Here is a 26,290-nt window from a genome sequence, read left to right as displayed (position 1 = left end):
GACAATGACGAAAGCTATTTCACCGCTAGTCACGGCATTGGGCATGGAGCCCCATCCAGAAGGCGGCTGGTACAAAGAGATGTGGAAGGCCAATTTTCAAATTCCGAAGCCTGTACTGCCGGATGTGTATTCCGGTCCGCGCTTTGCAGCTTCGTCTACGTATTTCTTGCTGCATCCGGGTGAGTTCTCCGAGTGGCATGTGGTCCATTCTGACGAGCTGTGGTTGTACCATAGTGGAAGCCCTATAGAGTTAAAATTGGGTGGAAGCGGAGAAGAACCTGGCGAAGAAACGGTCATTATCGTTGGTGCAGATGTGGAGGCAGGACAACATCCACAAGCACTCGTACCAGGAACTGTATGGCAAACGGCACGTCCGCTGGGGGATGAGCCTGTGCTGGTAACCTGTGTTGTTGCACCAGGATTCCACTTTGATGATTTCAAGCTGATTGCCAAGGGTAAGGTGGAGTAGGAGTATTTTATCGGCGGGTATAATCCTGGATAAACAGGACCTTACCCGCCTGATTTGTTGTTACGGGTATTTTTGTTAGTGTTAGAGAGTTGCCATTTGTTGTATACTTTGGATCTTTGTTTTTTTTTCGAAAACCAGCTGCAAACTTTATCACTCGTGCAGTACCATACGATCTGAAGTTTGACCTCTGTTTGATCCTCTGGTATACAGCATAGCGGTTTCTCCCCATTCCTTTCGCTTGGTACATGGCGATATCGGCCTCTTTCAGTAAAGAAGGCAGGGGCTTCTTCGGAGAAGGATGCATAGTAATCCCGATGCTACCTGTAACTTGAAGATTGATTCCCTGGATGTTATAAGGAACGCTGATTCTTTGCAGCAGCAGTTCTGCCAGAACTGTGACCTGATCGGCATCATAATCCTTCATAATGAGTAGAAATTCGTCACCACCGATTCGAAAAGCTTTCTGATGGGAGTTTGTTACCTGGAGTAAATGATCGCTTACCCGTCTGAGCAACTTATCACCGATTTGATGTCCATATGTGTCATTAATGGCTTTGAATCCATCCAGATCAAGATACATAATAGCAAAGCCTTCCTTGCCGTTGCTTCGTTTCCAAAATAGCTCAAGTGCATTCCGATTGAATAGACCCGTTACAGGGTCCTGATAGGCAAGTTTCCGCAGCAAATTTCTTTCCATCATCACAGAATGTAAAAAAATTAACGTATATATCCACAGCGCCAAAGTTAGACCGATTAGAAGTAAGGCTGTTAAAGATATACCCAATGGGGTCACCACCAATATAGTTTATAGGTTATTCCGCTTCTATTAGCGGCATTAGGTTAGTTGTCTGGCATGAACGATGAGTCGATGTGTCGGATTTACAAGAGGGTCACAGGTAATTAGTGTGAGAAGCTTTTGTTTCTTGATGCTTTTTAAAACGGAGACATTTGAAGGAGTGACGACTGAAATGTTGTAGACCTTGTATACGTATTTTTCACCCCGAGTGTGAATTAGAATCTGATCTCCGATTTTCACCTCATTAAGCCGGTTAAATAAACGTCCAGTTGTTCGTGAGCGATGAGCGGCTATGGCAGCATTCCCCACCTGGCCGAGTGTCGCAGTTTCCGACATATGTACGGCTGCATATCTCATATGCTGTTGGGTTGCACCTTCGAGTACAGGAAGTTCCAGCCCGATACGATCAATCTGGATTGTAGCGATTGGGGCTTGCTCTGAAGCCGACGATGGGGGAGTGGCTTGTGACAATTGTGGCCCATCCGCTGCTGCAGTATTTGTCAGCCAATTGGATAAATTTGTATATCCTTTCATCATTTCGGGAGTCAGTGTCGATGTATCTGTATTTGATAATGATTCAGCTTCCTGTAATAGCTCTTTTTGCTTTTGATCTTCCAACCATTCATTAGCGGTAGGAAATAACATGATGATGATTCCTAACATGATGCTCACGTATGCCAGCTTACGCAATTGAAAAGCCTCCTAATACAGTAATCCATAGATCGGACATGTAAAATAATTCCCCTTCTCGCTAGTGATGAGCTGAGAAGGGGGATTTTTGATTATAAAATGTTATTTATTTTTTATGCGTTCGTCTATAACCCAGATAGGCACCCAGAAGAATTAAGAACATGCCACTTACATAGAAGGGAGCAGGACTGTTTTCTCCTGTCTTTGGCAAAGTATCCACCTTGGGTGTATGACCCGGATCACTTGGATTCTCTGGTTTTTCTGCTGGTAGGCGGATTACACCCTTAGGTACTGGGTCTTCTTCAATCTTCACGGGCGGAGAAGGCTCCTGGTGAGGATCGGCTTCCGGTGTCTCAGGTTGCACCCCTGGTTCAGTGGATGGTTGCGCCTCTGGTTCTACAGGTGGCTGTTCAATAACCGGAACGCCCAACGGAACATCCTCATCCTCGATAATTTTCGGATCTTCGGTTGTTACGGGCGTAACAGGCGTCGCCGGAGGTTCAGTTATTTCAGGGTCCTTATCATGTTTTTTGCCTGAGCCCGGACTCGTAGGTGTACCCGGATCGGTAGGCGTACCTGGGTTTGTAGGCGTACCTGGATCAGTAGGTGTACCCGGACCCGGATCAACAGGAGTGTCTTTTTTGTTGGTGATTACAATTTGTTTAATGCCTGAACTTTGTTTGATAGTTGTATCTATTTTGATTTCTGTTTTTGGCGCTGTTATTTTGTAGCCTTCAGGAGCAGTAAGCTCCTCCAGGATGTAGTCATCATAACTCAATGAAGAAAATACGATTTTCCCGTCCGAATTGGTAGTTTGGACAAGAGGTGCTCTTTTCTGATTCTTGTCATAGAGTGCAAAACGTGCCCCGGATAGAACCTTATTGTGATCGTCCTCATCAACTTTGGTAATCTCCAGACTTCCCGTAACTCCTCCTCCTGATCCTGAACCAGAGGATGTGCGCACGGTAATTTCCTTACTTGTTTCCCTGATTTCGGTGGTCAAACGGTCGCCCTCGAAATTAACCTTATTGCTCACTTTTGCCTTGTCTTCAGCTTGAAGAAAGGATTGATATTGCAAAATATAACTTGATGATATAGCCTTCGCAAAGGCAAGCTCAAAGGATTGCTGACCTTGAGCAGTCGTTGTTATTTTTAGCTTATAATCCTGATCCTTGACTAACTCAGTGTCCCTAACAGCTTCTCCGTTGGCAGACACTTTGGTGGAGTATAGATGAAAGGAATCTTCAATCAGAATTTGATTATTGCTGGGCGTATCCACGATCTTCGCGTTGGAGACATGGGATTGCCCTTCATTGATATGGATGTTCCAGTCGATTTTATTTCCATTCTGAGCACCGGACTTTGTCACGTATTCTCCACCGTGGGGCACAGTCACTTTGGCAGTCCATTCCGAATCTACATTTTTTCCATCCATAAGCAGAGCGTTATTGTTAATCTCTTTATCAATAAGCTCTCCTTCCAATGTTGTTTGGAAAGTAACCCAGTAAGGAGAGTTGATGGACTGGTTAAACTGGATGCTCAGCTCGTTGTTGTTAGCGGCGGAAGGTAAAACCAGAGTATATTGGCTCGAAGGCACTTCGCCCCCTTTTTGTACGCCATTCCACCACCCGAGCAGGGTCATATCGTACACTTTAACTGAATTTGGGACCAGTTTTTGCCCTTGTAACAAGGTATCCCTAATTTCAGCATGATTCAGAGTTTTGCGGTTATAGTTGGCCTTAATGTCCCATGTAATTTGCTTGGAGCTGGCATTGTAACTACCTGACTTCGCCCCATTTTGCTGGGTCATATTGTCCGGCCATAATCGAGCTTCGGCCTCAGCAGTTTGTGTTGTTCCGTTGTATAACCAAGTGATAGAGGCTTTATTCCAAAAGTCCGGCTTGGTTTTGTCGATTTTCCATTCATTGTTAAAGGTAGTTGTATAGTTGATAGTATACGTGTCTTGAATCTTTTTATGAAAACGTATAGTGAACCCTTTTTTGTAATCCAGCGTAAGAGGGATCAGTTCGTAGTCTGTCGGTGATGTTAGTGTTGTTTTTCCGTCCGCGCTTTGGATCTTCAATGTGTTCGGCAATAAGGCCAGACCGCCATTCGGAAAGGCATCGTCGATAACGATTTGATCCATTGTATACTTATCCGCATTAATAGAAATGACCCAAGGAATTGTTTTGGTGTTATAGTTCGGTTCCTTATAGCCTTTGGTGATAATTATACTTTTCAGTTCGGTGGTTGTTTCTTTTGTTACCCCATCAGAAGTTACACTGTTCGTTATTTTACTATTTTTAACTACACGATCTATAGCCTTTGTTTGATAACGGATGGTATATGGGGCTTCAATATCCGTATTGAAAAGCAGATTGAAACCATTGGTACCATGATCGTCAGTAACTGGAGTGACGCTGTATTGGGATGCAGGGAGCTCATCCTGTGTATCCCCTTTATACACTTTAAGTGAATTTATGATGAGTTGTTGGCTGTTATTAAAACGGTCACTTAACGCGGCTTTAGCTGCGGGAATTTTTTTGTTGGCAAAATTATATTTGATTGCCCATGAGATCGTTTGTGTGACTGGGTCGTATTTCTCCACTTTTTTGCCTAAAAAATCCCCGCGTTGAACAGTGACTGTAGCTGTTGCGGAGGTATCCTTCACATCGTCCCCTGAAAAAGTGGCTGTGTTGGAGAAACGAGTATCCTCGCTTGTTATGTTTGTGGAGTATTGAATTCGGTAGGCGCTGTTAATACTCTCCTCGTTAAAACGGATTCTGAAGCCCGGCACAACCGGATCAGCCTCTACTGTATACTTATCTGCGCTAACAGTGTCCCCCAGCACGGTGGTTCCGTTCACACTAATTTGTAAATGGTTTACCCGGATGGAGTCCTTGACTAGTTCTAGTCCTTGGGGAGTTGGGTCGGTTACTACAGCGTGTTTGATAGGATCCAAGTGTTTATTTACGTCAACTGTCCAATGAATTTGGTCTTTTCCATCAAACTTTCCTTGTTTCTCCATTGTAGGACCAGCTGCAGGCTTAATATTTACGATAGCCGTTTGCTCGCCGCCTTTGATCGGGATCGCAATAATAACTTGTGTACTGCCTTTTTCTATTTGTGTGCTAAATTCAGTTTTGATCTCTAGCTTACCGCTGACATTAGAGTGGCTTTCTACGTAATCATTAAATGTCATAACCACTTTACCTTGACGGTCTACGGTAAAATGACCTACTTCTCCATCTGTATTCGTCAAAGGAGACGTAATATCTGTGTAAATTTGGAATTGCTCAGGTAATTGAAAGGTAAAGGTGTCTCCAGCTTTATACGTATGGTTCGGCAGTTCCCATTCATAGCCTAAATGGATGGCGGAACCAATATCAATACGGCTATCGGGATTATACACTGCATCAATAACACTTCCAGTAGAATCTGTAAGGGTTAGCTTGGTTAAAATACTTTCTTGAGTTGCCCTAACTTCAGAAGTTGAGCCAGCAGTTGGTTCAGGGACTGGAGCCGGGACAGCAGGTGGGATGTTAATTGGCTCTGAGGGCATTGGATAAACATCGTTAGTCACACTCTGAACCGGATCGGTTCCTGGGGTCACTGGCAGAGTAGAGTCGGGATTTTGTGCATAAGCTTGTGTTGTGCTGAACAAACACTGCAAAAAGAGCAATAGCGCAACCGTTGCTGTATTCCATTTTTTTCTCATACGGTAAACAAATCTCCTATTCTTAAAATACTCTTATTTAACGGCTAATGGTTATTCCTTCGAGGTCGAGAGAACTGTATTTATATATTCATCATTCATTCATATGATGCTATGTTAGCCGCATTAATTACTTGTTCAGAATTTATGAAAATTCATGTTCGGGATGAACCTCCTCCTTTTGACTCGAAATTAGATAATGGTTGGAAATCTCATTGTCTTCCTGGACTAGAATACATGCCACATCTCAACAATTTCTCAACAAGGATAGAAAAAGAGCCTTGATCATGTGATCAAGGCTCTTCAAGAAATGTAGTTCTATTTTTTCATTTTTTAAAAAATATGAATTAAAAACATTGATATTAATATTGCTTTGTTTTAATGTATTTGGAGGGATCTTTGACCATTTCGAATTTCTGTTTACCCATATACAGTGCTGCATCTACTGTAGTGTCTACGACCACCCACTGATTATCGATGTAGACCTCATTCCAGGCATGATAAGTGTCCACGTAGGAAGATTTGCCCATAACCAGCTTGGTTGGTACATCTACACTTCGTAACATAGCAGCCATCAGTGAAGCATAACCATAACAAATATCTTTTTGAGAGCTTAGCGTATGATCAATTTGTGGCAGATAGTCAGTCGTTAAGGCAAAGGCCTGATTGGAGTCATACTTGATATGACTAATTACGTAGTCATAGATTTTTTGCAGCTTCTCGCGATCCGTTGTTGCACCTTGGGTTAACTCACGGGCTTTTTGAATCGCTTGATTAGTACTACTCCAGTTAATATTTTGAACGGAATTAAGATACACCGCTTTGCTATCGTTTAGCTTTAACTCGATCGTATCTTGTCCTATCACTTTATATTGATTACCACTAAGCTGTTCTAAAATACTGATGTTATAGTTCCCATTACCCATTTGGAGAGGAAATACTTCTTCGGATTTCCCGGGTGTTAAATTATAAGAGTATTTTTGTGCATCTTTGGTAACCAAAATCTTGGTTTTAACGTTAGGTTTAACAGGGTAGCGCACACTGACCGTCCCATGATTTACATTGTTTTGGTCCAACCATGCAACACTATCAGCAGCGTAAATTGTCGAATTTAAGAGAATTGCGGACAGCATGAAAAATAGGAGAAGTGTGGAAAGTATCATTTTCCCCATAAAAAACTTCCTTTCGGTGGCCAGGCTGCCATCATCAATAGAAGGCCCTATAGCTTTGCGTCCCTGCCTTTCGACAGGTTTGCCATTTCGTATAAAGTTTTCGGGAAAAATAAGCACGACAAAAAGCCACTTCAACCGGTAGCTGGCTGCCATCATACAGAAGGCCCTGTAGCTTTGCGTCCTTGCCTTTCGACAAGTTTGCCATTTATCCTGAATAGCTTGTACTATTATTCTATCAGTTAGGTACTCTATTAGGCAAGTTTAAATCTCAGATTTTCGCTATTTATCGACAAAGAAAGCTTGCAGATTATACATAAGACCTATTTTATACGGTTTCCCCATTTTTTGCGATAGGAATGAGGCGTTTCTCCAATGTGCTCTTTGAACAGATTGATAAAATGACTTGTGTTGGGAATGCCCACATATTGTGCGATGTCCACAATAGCTACATCACTAGTTTTAAGCCAGCTTTGAGCAGCCGTGATACGAACATTAATAAGATACTCAATAGGGGAAAAGCCAATCTGTTTTTTAAAGTTTTTAGCCAGGTTGAACTTGTTTAGACCAAACATTTCTGCTAGCGAATCCAGCGTGATCCGCTCACAATAGGATTGATCCAGATATTGCTTTACCTTGCGCACCTCTGCAGTTCCATCTGAATTTGCATTGGGATTGGTGTAAGGGTGCTGTAAAATAATCGTTAACAAGTCAACGATTATCCTGGATGAGAGCAGCTCAGATGATAAGCTTCGTTCTGGCTGTACATGTAATAAGGTGCGCAGCTTGTCCAGTACTGTACTTGAATCCTTTAGTGAGATTACGGGCTTATTGTGTTTATCGAATTGTTCGTAGAAATGGTCAATAAGATTGCCATATAGATTCACACTAATAAACTCCCATGTCTTCTGACAGGAAGTTTTGTACTGTACATATTCTTCGCAATTAATAAAAAGCATATCATGAGGTTTCAATATATAATCCTTGCCCCGGTATTGTAATTCCCCTCTCCCAGACAGAGTAAAAAGGAGCAAAAAAGAGGTGAGCTTTTGCCGTTCCATTACATAAGCATCTGTTTTGAAATAGCCTATTTCCTGTATATAAAAGAGGGATTTTTTAGCAAAAGCAGAGGGTGTACATATAATTGCAACTGGATCATCGCTCCAGACATACTGGGCATTTTTTTGGTTTGTTGTCATATCCAATTCCTTTACAAAAGAACAATTTTAGTAAGACAATTGTAGTTTGTTTCATGAATATCCTTTTAGAACCGGAGTTCCCATTTACAAAGGTTATTTTATCACATTAAAGTATATTCATGTATCGATTTGGGGTTATACATCATATAACAAAATTAACCAGAAGGCACCTATTTGAAAAGGATAAGGTCATTCTGGAATTTATTCCTTAAATTGATGGAATAAAGAATGAGGTTGGAAATAATTAATTTCCTCAATGAATATATCGTAATCTTGCAATTCCACTTTTTGAGGCATTTATCCTTTAGGTTGCAAGAAAAATGGGACCATAATTCGACAAAATGATTCAAAGGGCTCATTTTGTTAGAAAATAGTTGTAACTTAATTGTTGTGATTTTGTTCACGAAAATGTATGGATAAGTGTGGTTATGCGAACTCAATTTAAGCTAATGTGCAAATTTTAAATATCATGCAATTTGTTGACAATAGAGTATGGTTACCTTTGGTATCTGCACAGGCAATGATATGATGGTACTACAGATGTAATGAAACAAATTTTACTGTTAGTTTGGAGGACTACATGATGGGAAAAACAAAAAACACAAAAACCGCAGCAGCTTGGTCACTTGTTATGATGGGAGCGGGCTTTGCTGCTACGTTACCTTTTCAACAATTTGGCTGGGCCCGTCTTTTGGCCGGATCTTTTGAAGCCGGACTTGTAGGAGGGTTGGCAGACTGGTTTGCCGTAACCGCGTTATTCCGTCATCCGCTGGGCATTCCGATTCCACACACAGCGCTTCTCCCTAAAAATCGGGGAAAGCTGACCGATGCCTTGGTTAACACGGTCGAGAATAATTTGCTTCATAAAGAAAGTATTGCATCTAAAATTGCCGAGATTAGACTGGCAGAGCTGGTGCTGAAAAGTGTGGAAAAAGGAATACGTACGCCCGAAGCGGTTACTTTTATAGATGTTCTTGCCAAGCAACTTGTCCGTTCGATTCCGCTGGCAGAGCTGGCCCCGGCCATCGCAATCGGGGTTAAGCGACAGGCGACTGAATTCGATATAGGACCATTGCTAGAGGTGCTCGCCCGGCAAGCTGGCGAGCGAAAGTATGACCAACGGGCGTTGGATTATGCGCTGGAGCAGACGGAGTCCTGGCTAATGCGGTCAGACACCGGGGTTACGCTAGGCACCTTGGGGATGCAGGCTGTTAGCGGCTTGCAGGTCAGCGGGCTTATGCAGTTTGCCCTGAACGCTTTCCTTGGCTATTTGAATGAGGAGCGTATGGGCGAGATGATTCGTCACTTTTTGCTGGACCGCGTAGCGGAGCTTCGAGATGAAGGACATCCGCGTCGTCAGGCCGTCCTGGATGGGTTCAACACACAGCTGATTCATCTGGCAGCCAAAGATACGGTCAGGGAGGGGCTAAATCACTGGAAAAACACCTTTATTGATTCTTGGGAAGGTGATGCAGCTATATCCGATAAGCTCGAAGAGCTTCGTCGTAATCTGCTGGATTACATGGAAGATGCCAGTTATGTAACGGTGTACATTGTACCTTTGCTGGATCAAATGCTGTCTGATTTATGGAGAAATACGGAGCTGCTGGACAAGATCAATTCGTGGATCGTAGCAGGTGTTACCGGAGTAGTGGAAGCAAACCATAGCCAAATTGGTAATCTGGTTCGAGAAAATGTAAATCGAATGGATGATACCTCACTGATCGCTTTAATGGAGGACAAGCTGGGGCAGGATTTACAATGGATTCGGATTAACGGTGCGCTTACAGGTTTTCTGATTGGAATTGTGCTTACTGGGGTTCGTATGTTGCTTGAGTAGCACGGACAATCTGAGGAACGATAAATGAAATTTGTGTAGATAAGGTTGTGAAACTATGAGGATTGGTCACCATCTAATGCTGCTGGTTCAGATGAGAGCCCGGCAACGGTACGTTGATATATGGTGCCGGATCACCAGTAGATGAATAAGCAGAACTTTTTTTTAATTACGCTGTCATTTCTGATCGTGATTATCGGCTTGCGTTTATTGTGGTTTGATTATTACCACAATCAGGATTATCCCCGGGCCAAGGCGGGAATTCTGGATCTGAGGGGCTTGAATCTGCAGGAGATAAAGACCCTGCCATTAAATGGGGAGTGGGAATTTTATCCTGGAACTTTATCTTCTCCTGCCGAACTGAAATCCTTACTTATGCAGAAGCAGCGCCAGACCATTCAGGTACCAGGATTATGGAGTGAGTCAGTATCTCCTGTGGATCATAAGGCATATGGTGTTGGAACCTATCGGCTGCTTATTTTGAGTGACAGGTCTGAGGACACTCTATACGGACTTCGGATTGGAAAAATCAGTACGGCATCCAACATATTTGTGAACGGTCGTTTAATTAGTCATAGTGGTCAGGTCTCTAGCAAGGTCGAACAGCATATAGGATCGACTGTTCCATTCTCTGCTATGTTTGATGCGAACAGGCAGACCATTGAGATTGTCATCCAAGTATCCAATTTTGATTTCTCTGCTAGTGGAGGAATTATGAAGCCTATCATTTTTGGAAGCGCGGATGCTGTGAATAGCCGAACCAACTTCACGATCGCAATGCAGATTATGGTATGTATTATTTTGCTGCTTCACGGATTATATATAGTCGTTATATTTTTTATGAATCCACAAAAGAAGGCGCTTCTGTATTTTGCGGGAATTGTAATCTGCACGGTATTATCCATCCTGACAGACGATGACAAGCTTTTATTGGACTGGTTCCCCATTAATCTGGGTCTTTCGTTAAAGATAACCACCCTTTCCTACATTGGAATAGGCATGTGTGTACTGAAGCTGGCGCAGTCTCTGTTGGTTCGATCCCGAATCATTCAGATTGTTTTTATAGGCCACTGTTGTTTTGCGATTTTGGTGTTACTTGCACCTGCATCCAGCCTGTATGCATTTCTTATGGTTCTTATCGCATTACCGGCTATTACTCTATGTGCTACAGTTCCCTCCCTTGCTTTTCTTAGAACATTCAGAGGGCAAAAAGAGGCTATTTTTCTGTTGCTAGCATCCATTAGCATCGCATCCAGCATGCTGTGGGGCATTTTCAAGACGAATGACCTCCCCTATTACCCTTGGGATATTGTGCTGGCTTTTGTGGCATTTGCATCCTATTGGTTCAAACGATTTTTTAATACGAATGCTGAACTGAGAAGGCTGTCGGACAGATTGCAGCGCGCTGATCAGGTGAAAAATGAATTTTTAGCCAACACCTCTCATGAGCTGCGAAATCCACTGCATGGGATGATCAATATAGCACAGACTGTGCTGGAGAACCGGGGCGGCGCCCTGGATGAACCCAACAGGAGAAACATGCAATTGCTTGTTACGGTCGGCCGCCGTATGTCCTTATTATTGAATGATTTGCTGGATGTTACACGTCTACGTGAAAAGGATATTATTCTGGAAAAAAGAAGCCTGAAGCCCAAGGCTGTAGCCTCGGGTGTATTGGATATGCTTCAATTCATGACAGATGGGAAACCTTTAAACATGGTAGTTAACATCCCTGCTGATTTTCCGAATGTATTAGCGGATGAAAACCGAGTAATCCAAATCCTGTTCAATCTCCTTCACAATGCTGTTAAACATACTGCTGAGGGGACTATTTCCGTTCACGCACACATCCAAGGCGAAATGGCCAGTATTCAGGTGCGTGACACTGGCGTTGGGATAGATGAGGAGACGCAAAAGCGAATATTTCGTCCATATGAACAAGGAAATTCTCATTTGACGGTTATTGGGGATGGGCTTGGACTTGGGTTGAGTATCAGCAAGCAATTGGTGGAGCTTCATGGAGGATCTTTGAGTGTAAGTTCTGAACTTGGTCAAGGCTCAACCTTTTCTTTCACACTACCGCTCGATCCCTCACCTACCCCAGACGAATCACGAGATAACGAGCAGGTATGTATGGATGAAGAAGCAGATACTAATTTTATAGCTCTACAGAACGAAGCTGTGATGCAAGTTGCAGCAGGCTCTGCACGATCTGCCATACTCGCAGTAGATGATGATCCGGTCAATTTAAGGGTGTTAGAGGGCATTCTCGCCTCGGAGTCGGAGCCTTACGACCTTGTCACTGTAACCAGTGCCCAGGATGCCTTGCATAGGCTGGATCATCGGGAATGGGATTTAATAATAGCCGATGTCATGATGCCCCAAATGTCGGGTTATGAGTTAACTCGGCGTGTGAGGGAATACTTTAGCATTTCCGAGCTGCCTGTGTTGCTGTTGACTGCACGTAGTCAGCAGGAGGACTTATATACGGGATTTCTTGCAGGGGCCAACGATTATATTATGAAGCCTGTGGATTCCATGGAATTAAAATCAAGGGTCCGTGCCTTGACTGATGTTAAAAAGTCCGCAAGGGAGAGGCTTTGGATGGAGGCTGCGTGGTTACAGGCACAAATCAAACCTCATTTTTTGTTTAACACCTTGAATACCATTGCATCTTTAAGTCATGTGGATCACACCAGAATGGTGAATCTTATTGAGGAATTCGGCAAATATTTAAGATCAAGCTTTAACCCTCAAAATCTGGATAGAGTCGTATCACTGGAATATGAGCTTGCTCTCCTGAAATCTTATCTTTATATAGAGAAGGAACGCTTTGGCAATAGACTAGATATTGTATGGGAAGTAGACGAACAGATAAACTTGCTATTGCCACCGTTATCGATTCAGCCACTTGCAGAAAATGCAATCAGGCATGGTATCATGAATCGGATAGATGGAGGAACATTGTGTATTCGTATTCAGCAGCGGGAGGATGGAACAGAAATAGCGATCATTGATGATGGTGTGGGCATGAGTCAAGAGGAACTGGACCGTCTGCTGAGTCCTCATCAAGAACAGGATAGCGGGATTGGATTACGGAATACAGATCGACGTTTGAAGCAAGTATACGGTAAAGGATTATCTATTAGCAGTCTTCCCAACCAGGGTACAACGGTAAGCTTCCATGTTCCCCAGGTACAAAGATAAGGAACATAATATCTCTGTCCCGTAGGTCCTCTATACAGAACGAGGCGAAGTAAGTGACGCTTCTAATGGGGACTCTACGGGTACGGAGAAGGATTCCCAGTCGTGAAATTAGGCATGAGCCATTTGCCACTCTTTAAACCAATTTGTAATTTGTTCATTGGGCTTCTCATGAAGCTCTTCCCATAAGACGGATGATAATAAATCATACCATTTGATCACTAAGCTATTTTTATTCATCTCAGCATAAGTCTTCATTAATCCCCAGTAGGCTTCCTCTTCTTGGGGGTGACGACTACAGATGCCCTCATAAATAGAGATCGCCTCTTCAGGCTGGGAGTTCCCTCTATACCATTCTGCCATTTTTAATGATACGGATAACCACATTTTATGCAGCCTTTGGCGTTCACTTTCAACCCACCAAAAATCATATTCTTGTAAATAGTCCCCTTTGTAAAGTTCCATCATTTTTACATAATATGGGATTGATTCCTTGTTCATCTGTGGAGCGGATGCCAGGAGAGACTCCCATCTTTCTGTATCTAACAGAACGTTTTGCGTGTGCAAAATATAACCGCCATTAGTATTGGAAATCTCTAAAAAGGAATGATACGGCGCTATCGTTTTTCTAATGTAATAAGCGGCTGTATATAAAAGAGAGTAGGCCTTATCTTCTTCATATTCTGGCCATAGTAATTCAATCAAGGCTGATTTGCGAACCCATTGGTCATGATTCTGGAGCAAGTACAAAAACAACTCCTGGGTCTTTTTAGTCCTCCACTGAATAACAGTGGGTTGCTGATCCGGTAATGTAAAGACGACATATTGAAAAACCTGTAACTGGAGAACAGAAGGCTGATTCTCAGGCATGGAGGCAGCTTGATCGTCACGCTTCAGAATGCGATTCATGGTTTTGATAAGGCGTTCTGTCGTGACCGGCTTGAGCAGATAATCCAGTGCGTTAAGCTCGAAGGCCTGAATAGCGTACTTATCGTAAGCTGTAACAAAAACGATCTGAATATGGGGCTTGTGCTCCAAAATTTGATGTGCTAATTCAATTCCGCTGATCCCTGGAAGTCTTACATCCAAAAAAGCTATATCTATATCATCAAGTAGAATATAGTCCTTAGCCACGAATGGATTCGTAAAAGCTCCTGCAATATGTATGCCTTGTAACTCGCCAAGCAGACGCTTCATATAATCCAAAGCTAACTCTTCATCATCGACAATAACAATCCTTGTCAATATCTCTGATCTTTCCACGTGTACTGTACTCCTTTGTAGGCAGATACATCTTATTATATAGGATAACTTGACTACGGCTATAAGCAAACAGTTGTAGAAGAAAAAAATTTAAATAAAGAGGCGGGCTGCGATGGGCCATCGTTAAGATGAGTGATCGCAAGCCCGCCTGTTCAAATTGTGTCAAACTTAAAGATTGACTAACAGTATTGGACGAATATTTACAGGACCCAGCGTGTGACCTTCTCCAGGGGTTGTCTGGATTTTTCCCGCTTGGGTTCATGAGCACGATAACCGAAGGCGGCTATGACTGAAATATCCAGCAGCCCGTTCTCAAGCAATCCTTCTTCCTCTAAAATGGCATGTACCTGATCATAGTTAAAGCCTTCAATCGGGCAGGAATCGATGCCGATCTGAGCTGCCGCTGTCATCATATTGCCTAAGGCAATATAGGTTTGCTTGGAGGCCCAGTCAAATAACGTGCGTTCGTTTTCCAGCAGACGTTGGTTTTCACCTTGGAAAATCTTATAGCGGCCTGGTAGGGAGGCAAAGTCTTCGTCAGACATCCCCTTAACCTCTTTATACATGTACTCCACGTAAGGAGAATCATAACGAACATCCTTACGTGCCAAAATCAGAACGACGTGGCTGGCCGCAGGAATTTGCTTTTGACCACCACTGGAAACCGCCGCCAGCTTTTCTCTCAATGCCTGATTTTGTACGACCACAAACTGCCACGGTTCAAATCCTACGGAGCTTGGGGAAAGTCGTCCGGTTTCGAGAATAAATTGAAAATCCTCCTCAGGTATGATGCGATCGGGGGCGAATTCCTTCGTGGCATGTCTGAATAAAAAGGCATCCAGAATTTCCCGCTTTTTAGCTGATGTATTGGACATAAAATGTACTCCTTTTGATATGGGTTTAGTTGGTACTCTATGGGTTTTCTGCTACTATAATGAGAGCTAATATCGAATATATAGTTATCATATAGAAAGTTTTTGTAGGGAACAAGTACGCACATATTTGTTCCTTGTTATAGGTCTGAGGCTATTAGCCTACATCCTGTAGAAAGAAGGGGAATACATGGCACAGGAGATGGAACATACAGTTAGCGTTAATTTTGGATGTCCGGTAGCCAAAACTGTCGGGGTGATTGGAGGCAAGTGGAAGGGAGTCATTTTATATCATTTGACCACAGGACCGCGGCGCTATAATGAAATTCGACGGACCTTGCCTAATATTACACAGCGGATGCTAACCTTGCAGTTGCGCGAATTGGAGCGTGATGGCATTGTGCACCGTGAAATTTATAACGAGAACCCACCGCGTGTGGAATACTCGCTTACCCCGTTGGGAGATACGTTAAGACCGTTGCTGGATTTTATGAGAGACTGGGGGATCTTCTACGGAGAACAGGGATGCGAGCCTGTGGAGACAATTTCCAAGTCAGGCAAGCATTTTTGCTAAGATAGACATGAGAAAAGCCCACCGATGATTTCATAGAAAACACATGAAAATCATTAGCGGGCGGAATAAGGACGGATTCCTTTTACAAAATGGACACTATTTAAACTCGATCGATTCGTTCATCTTCGCCCAGGCCGTTTCTCCAATAATACCCAGACGCCAGATGGCGATTCCCTTGAGGTCATAACGTTTGGCTAAACCGATCTTGGCGTTAACGGTACTGTCTTTTTCGCTACCCATTGAAATTCCCAAAATGAGCTTGTCCCGCGAGGTTTCCTTCAACGCCAGCTTTATGGCTTCATCCACTTTATCCAGTGGCTCAGGCGTAGATTTTTGTCCGTAATCATAGGCCATGATGATCAGATCGTCCGCCAGATTGCCCAGCGTCTTGTAATCATAGCCAGTGTAAGAGCTATTCAGCGGATGCAGAACGACGGTAAGCTTGAGCCCGGCTTGATGCGCTTTGGCTGATAACTTTTTAATAAAGGCGTTGTAATCGGAGCGAGCTTTGGCCTTATCGCCGCTCCAGCCTAATCCTTCAAGATCTAACGTAATGCCCTTGAACTGCTTATCGGTGGCAGTGCTGACGATTTGGGAAATGGTCTGTTCTTGAAGCTGCGCGTTTTCCAAAATCTTGGTTAGCTCATGATTACCGTCGACAGAATAAACCATCAGGTAAGGGGAGGTCCCCTGGCTATCTGCCTCCTGTAGAATAGACTCGGGAGTTACAGCTCCAGCAGCTTGAGGCCATTTATATTCTTTGCCGGTCATTGTGAACTGTCCGTTCGTATCAATTCGGCTCCAGCCGAAGGCAACGGCATTAAAATTCGGTATTTTGGATTTTTGGTCAAAGGAAGACAGTGCATAGAAGCCTACAGTGTACATAGCTTCACGTGGCGATGTGATAGAGACCGTCCGTGTTCCCTGGTTCCAGTTCACTGTGGCTCCAAACTGTTGCCCGAAAAAGCCCAGCGGAATCATCGTGCTGCCGCGTACGGTTTGCGGTGATGCAGTTAATTGAACCGTTTGTCCATCTACTGTGGCATTGCGGCTCCCCATTTTGAGAACCACCTGCTTGGTTGCATTGCCTTGCGCTTTGGTAGCGGTGATGCTTTGGTTGGCTTGATCCCATTTCACTGTAATGCCCAGAGCCTCAGAAATAGCGCGAAAGGGAACCATCGTCGTGCCGTTCATCATGGCAGGCTGTACAGGGAACGGCAATGGATATCCGTCCAGCATGATGCTGACCTTACCCGCCTCCGCTTGTGCCAAGGGACTATAGATGCCCGCTGCGGTACTCAGAAAGATAACGCTAGATAACAGAGCCTTATTTACGATTTTCATCCTATGATCTCCTATGCTTAATAGATTGCAATGCTATCATGTTAGAATCGTGAGGTTTCTATCATTTTACCAAAAAAAATGATAGATAGGTGAATGTTAAGCTGGTAGCCCATTATTGGTACAACTTTGAGATGTGTTTCTTACTAGATTTACTTCCTCAAAATGAAAATTATATTTTTTTGTCCGACATTTTTCTACAACATAAGACAGTTGTTGTTTGGTACTATTTTACTATGAATAACAACTGAATTAGTGTAATTATACCTAATTTTAAATTGAATAGCCTTTTTACCGGGGAAGAGAATTGAAAGGAGCACATGATGTACGTATTAAATAGACACTATAAAAAAGAATCTTTAGATGGTGCCTTTTGGAGGGAAATAGGAGTTCGTTATGATGCAATTATGGAACAGGAGTCTCTCCTTGTTCATAAGAAGCTGTCGGGAATATTAGTATCATTACGAATCTCAGCTTTAAAAGAGTTATGTCAAATGTATGGATTAGATTGTAGTAATAGTAATGAAGAGGGGATTAAAGAAAGCCTCTTGAAACTTGGTTTAGAAGAGAGAAGATTACTTTTACTATTACACGATTTATCTAATCGAAAGAAAAAAACAATTGAAAGATATTATAACGGTTTAACATTTGAGGAGACACGTTTTGAGTGTTCAACATTAGCAAAACTCTTACATTTATATAGGTTATCACCTATTCATCTTGTAGAGATATTTACTTGTTTTGTTTGGGATAGTAAGTCATCCGGTAAGAAATATATTTTTAGTAATAAAATATCGGTTACTGAGACTAGGAAGATTGCAAACGAAGGATCTTACAACAAAGAACTCAAAGAGACGCTTTTTAAAGGAACAGGGAGTAAAAATTACTACCGTGTTTTTTCTTACTCAATGCACTCTAAGAAAGTCCTTATATTACTATATAGGCAAATTAGTGATGCACCCAAACCAGATTTTGTATCTGCTCCAAGAAACCGAGAAGTATCACAAGCTCTCTTTTTAATAGATGCAGAAACGAACACAGTTGAAATTAAATCGTTAGTTATGGAAGAAAGTTCTATTAAGGCATACCTTGATAAAACCTTGGGTGCTTTATCACCGATTGAGTCGGAAGTATTTAGTGCATATGAGACAGACACTTTTATAAACAGTATTGTTAATGGTTCCACAATTACAGCATCAGGTAAACCAGTAACTGATTTTATGGTATACAAGATAAAATTTCGCGGTAGCCCATTAAGAAACTCTCCACAAATCACACTAGAATTAGACTGTTTAGATATTTGATCTTCTGTAGAAGAGGCTTATTCAAACGGAACAATTAACTTAGCAAGCGTTAAGGATGTGGAAAGTCTATATTTTAAATCTAGCTTAGGTAACAGAAGTATTAGATCTACCATTTTGGGGAATGGAAATATAATCTTTACTATGGATGATAGTAATTTAAGTGTTGATAACAAAAAAATACTAACTTCTAAATTCTTTGAAAAGTTTGGTATCCCTCTATTCGCAGAAATCTCAAATGAACACTTTGAAGAAGGAAAAGCAGATAAAATTGATTATTTACTTAGCATCTCTAAAATAGAGAGCCCTAGCTCATTTGTCAGATCCATGCTGGGAGAACTTCGTGACCATAATATTATTCAGGATAAAACTACTAGGTTTTATTATTGTGACAATTGTAAAATCGAGTACACCTATGAAAAGGATGAAGAGGTCCCGATTTTATGTATGGATTGTGAAGGGGATAGAATACGTAGGCGTTCTAATGATGTATTGACTGTAAATATTGAAGCTATTTATCTGTTTGTAAAAAATAAGTGTAAAACTGAGGGGGCCCCTTGGAAGATAGTTAGAGAGAATCATGTTAAGGTAGGTTCTTCTGAATTTAAATGTTTGCATTTATGGGATGAAGAGAATGAAAAAGGAATACAAGTTCTTGTTACTGAAAAGGCATTGCATAAAGCTGTTCTAAAGAATCTAAATAGGCTTTTAAAGCCTACCTTATTAATTCTTGTTGGGCAAATAGAAAAACTAATAGATTATAGTAGTTATAGTTGCGTTGAACCTATCAATTTTGGTAAAATGTATATAGGAGGGGAACGTAAGTTCTCTTCTATGCTTAAAGATTTTTCGGACAAGATATACAGACGTTCCAAAACGTATCTATCAGCTGCCGCAAATGATGCCCACACTGAACTTACAACTATTACAACAGAGAAAATTAATGATAAGAAATATTCAGATAAAAATTTTGAAGATGATGTGTTCGTTATACTAAAGGATATATTTCCTAATGCTGAAAAGTGGGGGAAAGAACTCTCTGGTAAAGCGGTCCCAGAAGGTATATTTACTCTCTCTTATAAAGATAGGGGGAATAGCAGACCGAAACAGTATGTATTTTCTTATGATTGTAAACTGAATACTAATGGTCAAGGTTATAATCTTAACAAAGGAGAGCAACGAAAAGCGCTTGAATATGTAAATACTCTGAACGCGAATGATTATATAAAGTATTTTAGTGACAAACAACAATTGAATGGACATATTTTTATAAGTAATAAGTTTAATGAAAATAATTTTAAAACTATGACTGAGCATTTTTACAAGCATTTAGATGATCAATATGATACTAAGGCAATTTTCTTAGATGTTGATGTTCTGGTTTATCTACACAGTATTTATCTTGAATATTATGAATTATTAAGGAATTCGCGTAATTTATTTTATAAAGGTTTATTTGAACTATTCTCGTATGAGCATATTACTAGGGAATCAGTAGACAAGGCTCTTAAAAAAGCACTTGATGAGAAAATTTCGGAATATCAGCATTTAGAAATGCATAAAATAACGGAGGAACTAAAGACTATTTAAAGAGGGGGCGGAGCTTATTAAATACAATATTCGTAACTCCGCCTTGTTGGCTTATTGCCATTTACATTATGAGGACTTGCAAGAGTCAATTTTACAACTGTGTAATTCAGAGCATATTGTAAACATGGAGTGGGGAGTGTCTAGACTTAACTTTTTTGATACGCATATTACAAGTGTAATTGTGAATGATGTGGAAGTTGTTGATATTAAAGAAATTTCATACAATGAATTTATTCCTGATAACTTTATTTATCAGTTTGAATTGATTGACAATCTTCCAGCAAGAATCGAACGGTTTCTTCGATTAGGACCTATTCGTTTTCGTGAAGAACTAAAAAATGCCCTACAAGCTAATCGAATAGTTACGACCAAAGAACAAAATGACTTATTTATTTGGGAAGATTACAACATGACATTCGAATTTAAGGAGAAAAGTTTCGTTAGAGTGATTGTATAGCGATAGTGTAGAAACACTACTTAATTGGTTATAGTTCTGTATACGAAAGTATTATAAAGAAGCTGGCACATTTTATACAGGTGCCAGCTTCTTTGCTTTTCACTCATATCATTAGTAAGCTCATACCTAGCTTCAATAGGCTAGTAACTCAGATTACTTGCGACGCTTGAGTGCAATGCCTACTGCTGCGGCACCAAGCACGACTGCGATGATCGAGAGGACAAGTGCTGTTGTTTGTGCAGCAGAGCTGGCTGGAGCAGAAGCGGCAGGCGTAGCCTCAGCAGCATTGTCCGAGGTCGGCGCTGCACTGCTGTTATCTTTGGCCGTATCTGTGCTCGCATGGCCCTCTGCGGTGCCTGCCGAATCATGTCCGCTGTCTGCGGCAGGAGCAGAAGTTTCGGGTGTGGCATCTGCCGTAATTTTGGTAATGGAATGAGGATTGTTACTTCCTTCATCGCCTGTCCATTCCACAATACTTCCGTCACTGTAATATTGGAAGGCGTCCCAGGCTGCCGCGGTATTCTGGCCTGCATTTTGTGCTACAAAGCTGAAGCGTTGGTACTGTCCCGCTTGAATGCCGTCTTTTTCAGACGTCCATGTGACGGTGGTTATTTTGCCAGAGCTGTCTTTTTCGGTGGCTACCTTCCAATCCGGTACAGGCTCGTATTGTTTGAAAACGACCTCTTTAGGAACTTTTAAAGCGACTTTGGTGGTTGGAATGTTTTTTTCCACAGGCACTTTCAACGTGTACGTTTCCCACGCATTAGGTTGTGAAACGGAAGGCTTGACCGTCACATGCGCACTGGCCATACCTGCAAAAAGCAAGGCACCAGCCGCAATTAAACCTATAGAGGTTGTGAACCTGGAAAACCTGGATTTTGCTGTTTGAATCGTTATATTCATCTTCATTTCGCTCCTTGTTAGATAAAATAATTATTTTTTACCGCCTACATGCAGAGTAAATTCAGCATCAACCGCATCGAGTGATGCCGTCAGGGCATGTACTTTTACCGCCCATGTTCCTTCGGAGGTTATCAATTCCTGACTGCGGAAGGGCTGTTGCTGCTTCACGGGCAGAACAAATTCCTGTTGATCTTGGTCAGGATCAGCTGGGGTAAGCGTCAATGTGACTTGCTGGATACCTGAAACGGCATTACCCTTGCTATCCTGAACGGATACCTTAAATTCATTGCTGCCCACAGCATTCGGGCTGACTGCCAGTGTAACGCTGTATTCGCCAGTAGTGTGAGTCTCCTCAAACGGTACAGCAGGTGCCTGGCCAGGTGACATGTGAGTGAGCACCGCTGCCAACAGCATCACGAGCAGGCCGACGGACAGCTCGACACGCAATCCTCCGGCGGCTCGTTTGCTCGCTGCCGCTTGTCGAGCGCTGCGGAACTGGCTGGCTGCAAAGACCAGCATAACTAGCAGTAGCGCTGCTTTACCGAGCAGAACGAGTCCATAGGACGTGTTCAGCAGCATGGAGGGAGCCGGAAGGTACAGCACCGCTCCATAAATACCAGTGGCGAGTAGCGCCGCCACCATAGCAATGCCCCAGCCAGCAAAGCGGCGCAGGGCGATTTGTCGCAGAGCTGTCTGCTCGGATACAGGCAGCTCCGGTCCGGCAACAGGCAGGCACACCACCATGACGGTAAGTGAGCCGATCCAAAAGGCTGACGCTGCAAGGTGGACGAAATCTGCCACAATGGCTGGAGCCGGATGGGTAGCTGCTGCCGGATGCCCAACAAAAGCCTTGGACAGCATGAGGCTCAGCGTTAGTAGAACGGAGCTGTAGCCCCATGCACGGCGCTGGCGATCAGAAATGCTGGGATCAATCGCATAAATTAACGTTACGCTCAGAAGCAGCACGAGAATCATCTGGATAAACCAGATTTTCCCTGATCCAGTAAATTGAAGCGCTTCTCCCAGAATGGGGAGTGAGAAGCCCTCCCTGATGGAAACTCCGGCATCCCAAGACGCCTGAAGCGGTAGGCTGATTAAAATGGCAGCAGACGTTATGCCATAGCCGCTCCATAGCAGCTTAGTCCAACGGGGGAATGTGTCAGAGGGCTGCTGACTAAGCATCTTCTGCTCACTGCGATTCTTGTCTCGGTTTATGGTCGGTAAGAGGAACAGTCTGAAACAAATCGCTCCAAAAAGCAGCGATAGCCCTATGTAAAGGAGCCAACGGACAGCGATTAAGTCAATTCGTGATGTCCCAGAGCTTTCAGAAGGGGTAGCTTGATCGGTATACGCATTGGAACCGCTACCTACTTGAAATGGAATCACTCCATTGACTGGATGTCCATCTGCGGACAAAGCTCTCCAAGTGATGGTGTAAATTCCATTTTTCATCCCCGGAATCAATTGGATTTCCATGGTGGATGGGTGCTCTGGGTTGAGCTGTGCTTTTCCTGTGTCGACCCGCTTGCCTGTTTCATCGGTCACTTTGATGGACATGAAGGCAGATTGCAAATCTTCGTTGAAAGTGATAGTCACCTGAGAAGGAGACTTGTCCAAAACCTGATTTTCGGTCGGACTGGATTCAACGACAAATGCATGAGCCCACGATGAGTGAGGAAACAGGAGCAGAAGAGGGAGACACAGCAATAAAAGACAAGCCGCACGGGCTGGTCTGGACAGGTACAACATGCCTGTGAAGTCACCTTCTCTCGATTACTTGAAGCGAGGATATCCTCATTTGTAGCATTTTATACGGACAAACCAATTCCTATCTTAATCATAGTGCATATAGCGTGAATAGATGGAACGAATTATGACATTTATATGAAATTTGAAATAATAAGCATCATGCAGAACGCGAATCCTATGAAAAATCCCTACTGCGAATGAAATCGCCTGGATTTCATTCGCGGTAGGGATAAAGAGGAATAGTGTATGAGACATTAGAGGCCTGCTTCTATAGACTGCGTGAAAGCAGGTTGCTTATGTTGAATATATTGGATAAAAATAGCCGTTAGTTCGGGATCGAATTGGCTTCCCGAACAAGTACGCAATTCTTCGATGGCCTCCTCGAATGTTTTGGTCGGTTGATAGGGACGCTCGGTTGTCATCGCATCAAAAGAGTCGATGATTGTCAGCATCCGACACAGCCTTGGGATTTGCTCGCCCTTGAAGCCAAACGGATAGCCTCCCCCGTCATAACGTTCATGATGCAGCTCCACAAAAGGAACTAAATCTATGAATCTTTCGTTGGCTTCGACAATACGTTTGCCCCACATGACATGAGCTTGTACCATCCGCCATTCCTCGCTGGACAGCTTCTCTTTTTTATTAAGAATATTCCAGGGAATTTCCAGTTTTCCGATATCGTGAATGAGGGCTCCCAGTAAAAAACGCCGTTTATCCTTTGGACCGAGCTGAAGCACATCGCTCATGTCCGCTGCATATCTGAATACCCGTTTGGAATGCTTGAAGGTGTTAATATCCTTGTACAAGAACAGATTGAGCTGCTGCTCAAGATCACGGATATCTTGTCCCAGATCGACCTCGCGTTCCACTTCATTTAGACTGCCGTGTGTATGAACGATATTTTTGCCCTGTTTCTTGGCGTAGTACAGTGCTTTATCCGCCAGATCGACCAGCTGTGATTTGTCGTAGATGTCAATGCGGCTTTGTGCAATGCCTGCGGAAAAGGACAGGCACCCGTGTGGGAAAATTTCGACTCCCTCGTAACGGGAATCATTCAGTCTTTTTCGGATAGCATTGACTTTTTCATAAGCTTGTTCAGCGGTATGATCGGGCATAAGCAGAGTGAATTCTTCTCCACCATAGCGGGATACGGTAATGTGAGTACCGAACGTTTCCTTTTTCAGAAACTCACCGAGAAACCCCAGTAGTTGATCACCCTTGAGATGACCGAAATGATCATTGTATTTTTTGAAATCATCAATATCAATCAGCGCCAGACTTAGGGGAATATTCTGCGATCTGGATATATTCAGTTCAGCTTCAAGCGTATTTTCAAAGTAGCTGTGATTGTACAACCCTGTTCTGCGATCCGTGTTGGCTTTTTCTTCAATCTCACGATACATCGTGAACATTTGCTTGAACGCGTGGGATAAGAGCATGCTTAGGCCCAGGAACAGCAAAAGTCCTAAAATTCCGTTGTAATAAATCAGCGTGGTCAACACCAAAGACAGGATGAGTGTACATAAGTATACAAGCAGGGATTCAGCCAAAAAAGCCTGTTTGAGCTCATTGAACGACCCTTTATATGCGATATAGAAGTAGATGCCGAGGGTGATTGTGTTCACCGTAAAGTAGCAGATCAATGCCAGCAGGTAGGAAGTAAAATGGTCCTCGTTTAGGGCTCCCTGCGTTCCGCCGCTTAGTTCGAATACGGTTGACGATACGAAAATAGAAAGTGCGTAAATGGAAAAATTGACTGCATGTTTCCACCAGGACAGTTCTGTATGCCGAAACGCAGCAATAATCACATTGAACAGCAAAATCAAAATGGCAATTTCAGTGCCATGCACAAAAATACAAGCGAGGTACACGGAGGAATCCATGGACTGCTTGTTACTGGCTGGTGGCAACTGGAATGTAAAATGCTCCAAAATCAGAACTGCTCCCAATAAGGAATAGATCGTGACCCACTCTGTCGTTGAATAGTGCAAAAAGGACCAATGGTTCGTATACAAGAGGACGATCAGGCCTACCATACACATGAAAAATACGTATATTCCCGTCGTGGTAACCCGTTCTTGCAGCTTTTTTAATATACTCATCATTTTTTCTCCTGCCTTGTCGTATCTTGATGTCAAAGCTACCAGGGGTGAATGGGATAATTTACAATTTTGTAATCGAAAATTTCACATGAAAAAACAGGCCGGAATCCAGCCTGTTTTGTTGAGCCTGTGCTTCCCTTTTTATCTTATCGGTGACTAGCCCCCGATTTTGTAACCGGAAGTCAAAGCGATTACGACAGAAGCAACGATAATAGCATTGATAATCACACGGGAGTATTTCAAGTTTTTCATAATGTTCCCTCCCTTCCTTGGAATAAGGTCTGAACTAGGCGTGGCGGGGATTGGTTTCTTGCTGATTATCCTTATTTCTTTTTACGACCATCACATTTTGGATAAACAGGAACATCCCGAAGTTCATGACGACATCTCCAATACTAATCACCTGCGTGCGGGGATAGGGCTTGGAAAGGGGGATGATGTCACCAAGCAATGATAAACGCGTGCTCGCATCCATCATGTAATGTTTCGAGATGACACTTCCGGATTTAAGCATATCTGTATAATAGGGGCCCAGCACCTCTGAAGCGCTCAACGAGACCGGCATTCTGCCGCCATTTACCGCCATCACGATAAAATTCAATAATACGCCGATTAAAATAAGCTTGAATCCCTTATGATGTCTGTTCAACCAGAGAAATATCAATCCGACTACGTAGACTCCCATAAATAGATACCCGTTCATAGCTGCCAGCCAAGCCCATTTTTCCTGAGCATAAAAAATAATGAATTGCACCAGCAGCAGCAGGGGGAACATCCAGCCGGCTATAAGGCGAATGTGACTGAAACGGATCAGCCCTTGCCGCCAGCCTCCTCTAAACAGACCTACAATGAGACCCAGCAGCACTCCATCATAGACCATTATCATTCTCCAGATTCTACAATTTTTTTGTTTTGGTTACCGTGTAATTCGACCTGAAATTGGTAAATTCCTGCCTGATTTATAGCAGTTTTGAAAAAAAAATGCGGATTAGCGTGTAATTATTCGAAGCCAGACGAAATGAATGATATCATAATAAATTGAAGTCATTATTTATATTT

At 42.8% G+C, this 26,290-nt stretch carries 19 protein-coding genes and 2 riboswitches; of the genes, 7 read left to right on the top strand and 12 right to left on the bottom strand.

The genetic code is table 11. From position 1 onward, the window contains the following. The first annotated feature begins 4 nt into the window (after window positions 1-4). Window positions 5-469: a cupin domain-containing protein gene (locus ACU1JV_RS25710; protein ID WP_013369054.1), complete on the top strand. Its 465-nt coding sequence runs from the start codon at window positions 5-7 to the stop codon at window positions 467-469. Between the two features lie 7 nt (window positions 470-476). Here the strand turns inward: ACU1JV_RS25710 and ACU1JV_RS25705 are convergent, their stop codons facing one another. The 5 genes from ACU1JV_RS25705 to ACU1JV_RS25685 all read right to left on the bottom strand — a co-directional run bounded on the left by ACU1JV_RS25705 (window position 477) and on the right by ACU1JV_RS25685 (window position 7,900). Further along, a complete protein-coding gene (locus tag ACU1JV_RS25705; RefSeq protein WP_413987383.1) occupies window positions 477-1,253 on the bottom strand; it encodes a GGDEF domain-containing protein in 777 nt (258 codons plus the stop codon). A 51-nt stretch (window positions 1,254-1,304) separates the two neighbouring features. Further along, a complete protein-coding gene (locus tag ACU1JV_RS25700; protein ID WP_231124515.1) occupies window positions 1,305-1,955 on the bottom strand; it encodes a class D sortase in 651 nt (216 codons plus the stop codon). A gap of 106 nt (window positions 1,956-2,061) precedes the next feature. Then, window positions 2,062-5,673, bottom strand: a complete 3,612-nt coding sequence (locus ACU1JV_RS25695) for a collagen binding domain-containing protein (RefSeq protein WP_413987384.1) — start codon at window positions 5,671-5,673, stop codon at window positions 2,062-2,064. 359 nt (window positions 5,674-6,032) lie between these two features. Continuing rightward, complete coding sequence (locus ACU1JV_RS25690) at window positions 6,033-6,842, bottom strand: transglutaminase-like domain-containing protein (protein WP_165083803.1); 810 nt, start codon at window positions 6,840-6,842, stop codon at window positions 6,033-6,035. A gap of 12 nt (window positions 6,843-6,854) precedes the next feature. Next, window positions 6,855-6,936, bottom strand: a riboswitch (cyclic di-GMP riboswitch). A 40-nt stretch (window positions 6,937-6,976) separates the two neighbouring features. Next, window positions 6,977-7,055: riboswitch (cyclic di-GMP riboswitch) on the bottom strand. 107 nt (window positions 7,056-7,162) lie between these two features. Next, on the bottom strand, window positions 7,163-7,900 hold the full coding sequence (locus tag ACU1JV_RS25685) for a helix-turn-helix transcriptional regulator (RefSeq protein ID WP_434954352.1): 738 nt from the start codon (window positions 7,898-7,900) through the stop codon (window positions 7,163-7,165). Window positions 7,901-8,621: 721 nt separating this feature from the next. Between ACU1JV_RS25685 and ACU1JV_RS25680 the strand changes: the two genes are divergently transcribed. Together ACU1JV_RS25680 and ACU1JV_RS25675 are read left to right on the top strand one after the other, a co-directional pair. Further along, window positions 8,622-9,878: a DUF445 domain-containing protein gene (locus ACU1JV_RS25680; protein ID WP_413987533.1), complete on the top strand. Its 1,257-nt coding sequence runs from the start codon at window positions 8,622-8,624 to the stop codon at window positions 9,876-9,878. Between the two features lie 141 nt (window positions 9,879-10,019). Further along, on the top strand, window positions 10,020-13,082 hold the full coding sequence (locus tag ACU1JV_RS25675; protein WP_413987385.1) for a hybrid sensor histidine kinase/response regulator: 3,063 nt from the start codon (window positions 10,020-10,022) through the stop codon (window positions 13,080-13,082). A gap of 108 nt (window positions 13,083-13,190) precedes the next feature. Here the strand turns inward: ACU1JV_RS25675 and ACU1JV_RS25670 are convergent, their stop codons facing one another. Both ACU1JV_RS25670 and ACU1JV_RS25665 read right to left on the bottom strand, forming a co-directional pair. Beyond that, window positions 13,191-14,342 carry a response regulator gene (locus tag ACU1JV_RS25670; protein WP_413987386.1) on the bottom strand — a complete coding sequence of 384 codons (1,152 nt, stop codon included), beginning with the start codon at window positions 14,340-14,342 and terminating at the stop codon, window positions 13,191-13,193. Between the two features lie 200 nt (window positions 14,343-14,542). Then, window positions 14,543-15,217 (bottom strand): NAD(P)H-dependent oxidoreductase, encoded by a 675-nt coding sequence (locus ACU1JV_RS25665; protein WP_413987387.1) that lies wholly within the window; start codon window positions 15,215-15,217, stop codon window positions 14,543-14,545. 187 nt (window positions 15,218-15,404) lie between these two features. On the opposite strand from ACU1JV_RS25665, the gene ACU1JV_RS25660 reads away from it, so the two are divergent. Further along, the gene (locus ACU1JV_RS25660; protein WP_013369064.1) at window positions 15,405-15,788 is read left to right on the top strand and encodes a winged helix-turn-helix transcriptional regulator; all 384 of its coding nucleotides are present in this window, start codon (window positions 15,405-15,407) and stop codon (window positions 15,786-15,788) included. A 96-nt stretch (window positions 15,789-15,884) separates the two neighbouring features. Here ACU1JV_RS25660 and ACU1JV_RS25655 read toward each other — a convergent pair whose 3' ends face one another. Next, window positions 15,885-17,132 (bottom strand): stalk domain-containing protein, encoded by a 1,248-nt coding sequence (locus tag ACU1JV_RS25655; protein ID WP_413987388.1) that lies wholly within the window; start codon window positions 17,130-17,132, stop codon window positions 15,885-15,887. Between the two features lie 317 nt (window positions 17,133-17,449). Between ACU1JV_RS25655 and ACU1JV_RS25650 the strand changes: the two genes are divergently transcribed. The 3 genes from ACU1JV_RS25650 (at window position 17,450) to ACU1JV_RS25640 (ending at window position 20,477) form a co-directional block, all read left to right on the top strand. After that, entirely contained in the window at window positions 17,450-18,433 is a 984-nt protein-coding gene (locus tag ACU1JV_RS25650; RefSeq protein WP_413987389.1) for a hypothetical protein, read from the top strand. Between the two features lie 141 nt (window positions 18,434-18,574). Continuing rightward, window positions 18,575-20,020 (top strand): hypothetical protein, encoded by a 1,446-nt coding sequence (locus ACU1JV_RS25645; RefSeq protein WP_413987390.1) that lies wholly within the window; start codon window positions 18,575-18,577, stop codon window positions 20,018-20,020. 136 nt (window positions 20,021-20,156) lie between these two features. Continuing rightward, window positions 20,157-20,477 (top strand): hypothetical protein, encoded by a 321-nt coding sequence (locus ACU1JV_RS25640; protein ID WP_413987391.1) that lies wholly within the window; start codon window positions 20,157-20,159, stop codon window positions 20,475-20,477. 153 nt (window positions 20,478-20,630) lie between these two features. Here ACU1JV_RS25640 and ACU1JV_RS25635 read toward each other — a convergent pair whose 3' ends face one another. The 4 genes from ACU1JV_RS25635 to ACU1JV_RS25620 form a co-directional block, all read right to left on the bottom strand. After that, window positions 20,631-21,380, bottom strand: a complete 750-nt coding sequence (locus ACU1JV_RS25635) for a YcnI family copper-binding membrane protein (RefSeq protein WP_413987392.1) — start codon at window positions 21,378-21,380, stop codon at window positions 20,631-20,633. 30 nt (window positions 21,381-21,410) lie between these two features. Beyond that, the gene (locus ACU1JV_RS25630; protein WP_413987393.1) at window positions 21,411-23,129 is read right to left on the bottom strand and encodes a copper resistance CopC/CopD family protein; all 1,719 of its coding nucleotides are present in this window, start codon (window positions 23,127-23,129) and stop codon (window positions 21,411-21,413) included. A 254-nt stretch (window positions 23,130-23,383) separates the two neighbouring features. After that, the gene (locus ACU1JV_RS25625) at window positions 23,384-25,234 is read right to left on the bottom strand and encodes a bifunctional diguanylate cyclase/phosphohydrolase (RefSeq protein WP_058831371.1); all 1,851 of its coding nucleotides are present in this window, start codon (window positions 25,232-25,234) and stop codon (window positions 23,384-23,386) included. A 283-nt stretch (window positions 25,235-25,517) separates the two neighbouring features. Beyond that, window positions 25,518-26,111: a DUF5317 domain-containing protein gene (locus ACU1JV_RS25620; protein ID WP_013369069.1), complete on the bottom strand. Its 594-nt coding sequence runs from the start codon at window positions 26,109-26,111 to the stop codon at window positions 25,518-25,520. Window positions 26,112-26,290: the final 179 nt, after the last annotated feature.

Source organism: Paenibacillus sp. T2-29 (assembly GCF_052921365.1).
Note: the sequence above shows the minus strand (reverse complement) of the source record. Positions and strands in the feature narration are given on the sequence as shown.

What these genes read in the sequence shown, in the direction of transcription:
- ACU1JV_RS25710 (WP_013369054.1), top strand. Translation starts at nt 5, where the DNA reads ATGACGAAAGCTATTTCACCGCTAGTCACGGCATTGGGCATGGAGCCC.
- ACU1JV_RS25695 (WP_413987384.1), bottom strand. Translation starts at nt 5,673, where the DNA reads ATGAGAAAAAAATGGAATACAGCAACGGTTGCGCTATTGCTCTTTTTG.
- ACU1JV_RS25690 (WP_165083803.1), bottom strand. Translation starts at nt 6,842, where the DNA reads ATGGGGAAAATGATACTTTCCACACTTCTCCTATTTTTCATGCTGTCC.
- ACU1JV_RS25685 (WP_434954352.1), bottom strand. Translation starts at nt 7,900, where the DNA reads ATGGAACGGCAAAAGCTCACCTCTTTTTTGCTCCTTTTTACTCTGTCT.
- ACU1JV_RS25680 (WP_413987533.1), top strand. Translation starts at nt 8,622, where the DNA reads ATGGGAAAAACAAAAAACACAAAAACCGCAGCAGCTTGGTCACTTGTT.
- ACU1JV_RS25675 (WP_413987385.1), top strand. Translation starts at nt 10,020, where the DNA reads ATGAATAAGCAGAACTTTTTTTTAATTACGCTGTCATTTCTGATCGTG.
- ACU1JV_RS25665 (WP_413987387.1), bottom strand. Translation starts at nt 15,217, where the DNA reads ATGTCCAATACATCAGCTAAAAAGCGGGAAATTCTGGATGCCTTTTTA.
- ACU1JV_RS25660 (WP_013369064.1), top strand. Translation starts at nt 15,405, where the DNA reads ATGGCACAGGAGATGGAACATACAGTTAGCGTTAATTTTGGATGTCCG.
- ACU1JV_RS25655 (WP_413987388.1), bottom strand. Translation starts at nt 17,132, where the DNA reads ATGAAAATCGTAAATAAGGCTCTGTTATCTAGCGTTATCTTTCTGAGT.
- ACU1JV_RS25650 (WP_413987389.1), top strand. Translation starts at nt 17,450, where the DNA reads ATGATGTACGTATTAAATAGACACTATAAAAAAGAATCTTTAGATGGT.
- ACU1JV_RS25645 (WP_413987390.1), top strand. Translation starts at nt 18,575, where the DNA reads ATGGATGATAGTAATTTAAGTGTTGATAACAAAAAAATACTAACTTCT.
- ACU1JV_RS25635 (WP_413987392.1), bottom strand. Translation starts at nt 21,380, where the DNA reads ATGAATATAACGATTCAAACAGCAAAATCCAGGTTTTCCAGGTTCACA.
- ACU1JV_RS25630 (WP_413987393.1), bottom strand. Translation starts at nt 23,129, where the DNA reads ATGTTGTACCTGTCCAGACCAGCCCGTGCGGCTTGTCTTTTATTGCTG.
- ACU1JV_RS25625 (WP_058831371.1), bottom strand. Translation starts at nt 25,234, where the DNA reads ATGATGAGTATATTAAAAAAGCTGCAAGAACGGGTTACCACGACGGGA.
- ACU1JV_RS25620 (WP_013369069.1), bottom strand. Translation starts at nt 26,111, where the DNA reads ATGGTCTATGATGGAGTGCTGCTGGGTCTCATTGTAGGTCTGTTTAGA.